Genomic DNA, 3,935 nt, shown 5'->3' with positions numbered 1-3,935 from the left:
AGCGGTCCCAGACCATGTCGAGGCGCTCGATCTCGGCGTCGGCACGCTTGCGCACGTTGGCCATCTGGCGGTCGGCGGAGTCGCGGGCCTTCTTCTTTTCGGCGGCCTTGGCGCCCTCGCCCTCCAGCCGGGTCAGCTCGTCCTCGAGGTCCTTGGCGATCGCCGCGATGTCGGAGTCGCGGGTATCGGCCAGCTGCTTCTTCTCCAGGTCGTGCTCGGCCTGCAGGTTGGGCAGTTCCTCGTGGCGGCGTTCCTCGTCCACGCTGGTGATCATGTAGGCGGCGAAGTAGATGACCTTCTCCAGGTCCTTCGGCGCCAGGTCGAGCAGGTAGCCCAGGCGGGAGGGGACACCCTTGAAGTACCAGATGTGGGTGACCGGGGCGGCCAGCTCGATGTGGCCCATCCGCTCGCGGCGGACCTTGGCACGGGTGACCTCGACGCCGCAGCGCTCACAGATGATGCCCTTGAAGCGCACGCGCTTGTACTTGCCGCAGTAGCACTCCCAGTCGCGGGAAGGTCCGAAGATCTTCTCGCAGAAGAGGCCGTCCTTCTCGGGCTTCAGGGTGCGGTAGTTGATGGTTTCCGGCTTCTTGACCTCGCCGTAGCTCCAGTCGCGGATGTCGTCCGCGGTGGCAAGGCCGATGCGCATGAGGCCGAAGGAGGATTCGCTGGACATATGGTCCCTGTTCTCTCTTGTTCTCTAAATCTGAAAGTCTGTCGGGTTACGGACAGAGGGCGCCGTGCGGCGGGCCGGCCGCGGTGCTCCAAGGCACCGGCGGCCGGCCGGCGCGGCTAGACCTCTTCGACGGAACTCGGCTCGGCCCGGGAAAGGTCGATGCCCAGTTCTTCCGCGGCCCGGAAGACTTCTTCATCCGAGTCACGCATTTCGATCGCGGTGCCGTCGGTGGAGAGTACTTCCACGTTCAGGCAGAGCGACTGCATTTCCTTGATCAACACCTTGAAGGATTCGGGAACACCCGGCTCCGGGATGTTCTCGCCCTTGACGATCGCCTCGTAGACCTTGACGCGGCCGTGGATGTCGTCGGACTTGATGGTGAGCAGTTCCTGCAGGGTGTACGCGGCGCCGTAGGCCTCCAGGGCCCACACTTCCATTTCGCCGAAGCGCTGGCCGCCGAACTGCGCCTTGCCGCCCAGCGGCTGCTGGGTGATCATCGAGTACGGGCCGGTGGAACGCGCGTGGATCTTGTCGTCCACCAGGTGGTGCAGCTTCAGGATGTACATGTAGCCCACGGACACCGGATCCGGGAACGGCTGGCCGGAGCGGCCGTCGAACAGACGGGCCTTGCCGGAGGCGCCGATCAGGCGCTCGCCGTCGCGGGTCGGGTTGGTGGCATCCAGCAGCCCGGTGATCTCGAACTCGCTGGCACCGTCGAACACCGGCGTGGCCACCGTCGTCGGACCCGACTGGCGGGGCAGGTTCGGCAGGTCCTTGGCCCAGTCCGGGTTGCCCTCGATGTTCCAGCCCTGCTTCGCGGCCCAGCCGAGGTGGATTTCCAGCACCTGGCCCACGTTCATGCGGCCGGGGACACCCAGCGGGTTCAGCACGACGTCGACCGGGGTGCCGTCTTCCAGGAACGGCATGTCCTCGACCGGCAGGATCTTGGAGATGACGCCCTTGTTGCCGTGGCGCCCGGCGAGCTTGTCGCCGTCCGTGATCTTGCGCTTCTGCGCCACGTACACGCGCACCAGCTGGTTCACGCCCGGGGGCAGCTCGTCGTCGTTGTCGCGGTCGAAGATCCGCACGCCGATCACCGTGCCGGACTCGCCGTGCGGGACCTTCAGGGAGGTGTCGCGCACTTCGCGGGACTTCTCGCCGAAGATCGCACGCAGCAGGCGCTCCTCCGGGGTCAGCTCGGTCTCGCCCTTGGGGGTCACGCGGCCGACGAGGATGTCGCCGGCGTCGACCTCGGCGCCGATGTGGATGATGCCGCGCTCGTCCAGCTGGGAGAGCACTTCCTCCGACACGTTCGGGATGTCGCGGGTGATTTCCTCGGCACCGAGCTTGGTGTCGCGGGCATCAACCTCATGCTCCTCGATGTGGATGGAGGTCAGCACGTCGTCGGAGACCACGCGCTGCGACAGGATGATCGCGTCCTCGAAGTTGTGGCCCTCCCAGGACATGAAGGCCACGAGCAGGTTCTTGCCCAGCGCCAGTTCGCCCTGGTCGGTGGACGGGCCGTCGGCGATGATGCTGCCGGTTTCCAGCCGCTGGCCCTCGGAGACGAGGACGCGCTGGTTGTACGCGTTGCCCTGGTTGGAGCGGGCGAACTTCATGATCGGGTACCGGGTCTCGGTGCCGTCGTCGTTCAGGGCGGTGACCAGGTCCGCGGAGACCTCGGTGACCACGCCCGGCTTGGCGGCAACCACGGAGTCGCCGGCGTCGACAGCCGCGTAGCGCTCCATGCCGGTGCCGACCAGCGGGGCTTCCGAACGCAGCAGCGGCACGGCCTGGCGCTGCATGTTCGCGCCCATCAGCGCGCGGTTGGCGTCGTCGTGCTCCAGGAACGGAATCAGGGCGGTCGCCACCGACACCATCTGGCGCGGGGAGACGTCCATGTAGTCGACCTCGGTGGCCGGCACGAGCACCGGCTCGCCGCCGCCGCCGCGCTCCCGGCTGAGGACCAGGTCCTCTTCGAAGTGCAGGTCCTCGGTGAGCGGAGCGTTCGCCTGGGCGATCACGCACTCGATCTCGTCGTCGGCCGTGAGGTAGTCGACCTGGTCGGTGACCTGGCCGTCGACGACCTTGCGGTAGGGGGTCTCGATGAAACCAAACGCGTTGATCCGCCCGTAGGAGGCCAGCGAGCCGATCAGGCCGATGTTCGGGCCTTCAGGGGTCTCGATCGGGCACATGCGGCCGTAGTGCGAGGGGTGCACGTCACGGACTTCCATGCCGGCGCGGTCGCGGGACAGGCCGCCCGGGCCCAGCGCGGACAGGCGGCGCTTGTGCGTCAGGCCGGCCAGCGGGTTGTTCTGGTCCATGAACTGGGACAGCTGCGACGTGCCGAAGAATTCCTTGATCGCTGCCACCACGGGGCGGATGTTGATCAGGGTCTGCGGCGTGATCGCTTCGACATCCTGCGTGGTCATGCGTTCGCGGACCACGCGCTCCATGCGGGAGAGGCCCGTGCGGACCTGGTTCTCGATCAGCTCGCCGACCGCGCGGATGCGGCGGTTGCCGAAGTGGTCGATGTCGTCGATCTCGACGCGGACGTCGTGGTCGGCGCCGTCGCGCTTGCCCGGGATGGTGGTCTCGCCGGCGTGCAGGGCGACCAGGAACTTGATCATGGCGACGATGTCGTCATTGTTCAGGACCGAGGCGTCCGGATCCGTCAGCGGCTTGTCGATGCCCAGCTTGCGGTTGATCTTGTAGCGGCCGACCTTGGCCAGGTCGTAGCGCTTGGGGTTGAAGTACAGGTTGTCCAGCAGGGACTGGGCGGCCTCGACTGTCGGCGGCTCGCCCGGACGCAGCTTGCGGTAGATGTCCAGGAGGGCTTCTTCCTGGGTCTGTGTGGCGTCCTTCTCCAGCGTGGCGCGGATGGAGTCGTACTCGCCGAAGGTCTCCAGGATCTGGCCCTCGGTCCAGCCCAAGGCCTTGAGCAGCACGGTCACGGACTGCTTGCGCTTGCGGTCGAGGCGGACGCCGACCTGGTCGCGCTTGTCGATTTCCAGCTCGAACCAGGCGCCGCGGGACGGAATGATCTTCGCGGTGAAGATGTCCTTGTCACTGGTCTTGTCGGCGGTCTTCTCGAAGTAGGCGCCAGGCGAGCGGACCAGCTGCGAGACGACGACGCGCTCGGTGCCGTTGATGACGAAGGTACCCTTGTCGGTCATCAGCGGGAAGTCGCCCATGAACACGGTCTGCTGCTTGATCTCGCCCGTGTTGTTGTTCATGAACTCGGCCTTGACGTACAGCG

General features: G+C 66.5%; 1 protein-coding gene and 1 pseudogene. Both read right to left on the bottom strand.

Going from position 1 to position 3,935, the window contains the following annotated elements; genetic code table 11:
• Positions 1-676, bottom strand: a pseudogene (locus tag AC5RW2_RS41080) (DNA-directed RNA polymerase subunit beta'); the annotation flags it as partial.
• Positions 677-792: 116 nt separating this feature from the next.
• A partial coding sequence (gene rpoB / locus AC5RW2_RS41075) for a DNA-directed RNA polymerase subunit beta (RefSeq protein WP_494075298.1) occupies positions 793-3,935 on the bottom strand: 3,143 nt, incomplete at its 5' end.

The sequence above is a fragment of the Arthrobacter sp. B0316-1-20 genome, assembly GCF_059091865.1.
This window is presented reverse-complemented; position numbering and strand designations above follow the sequence as displayed.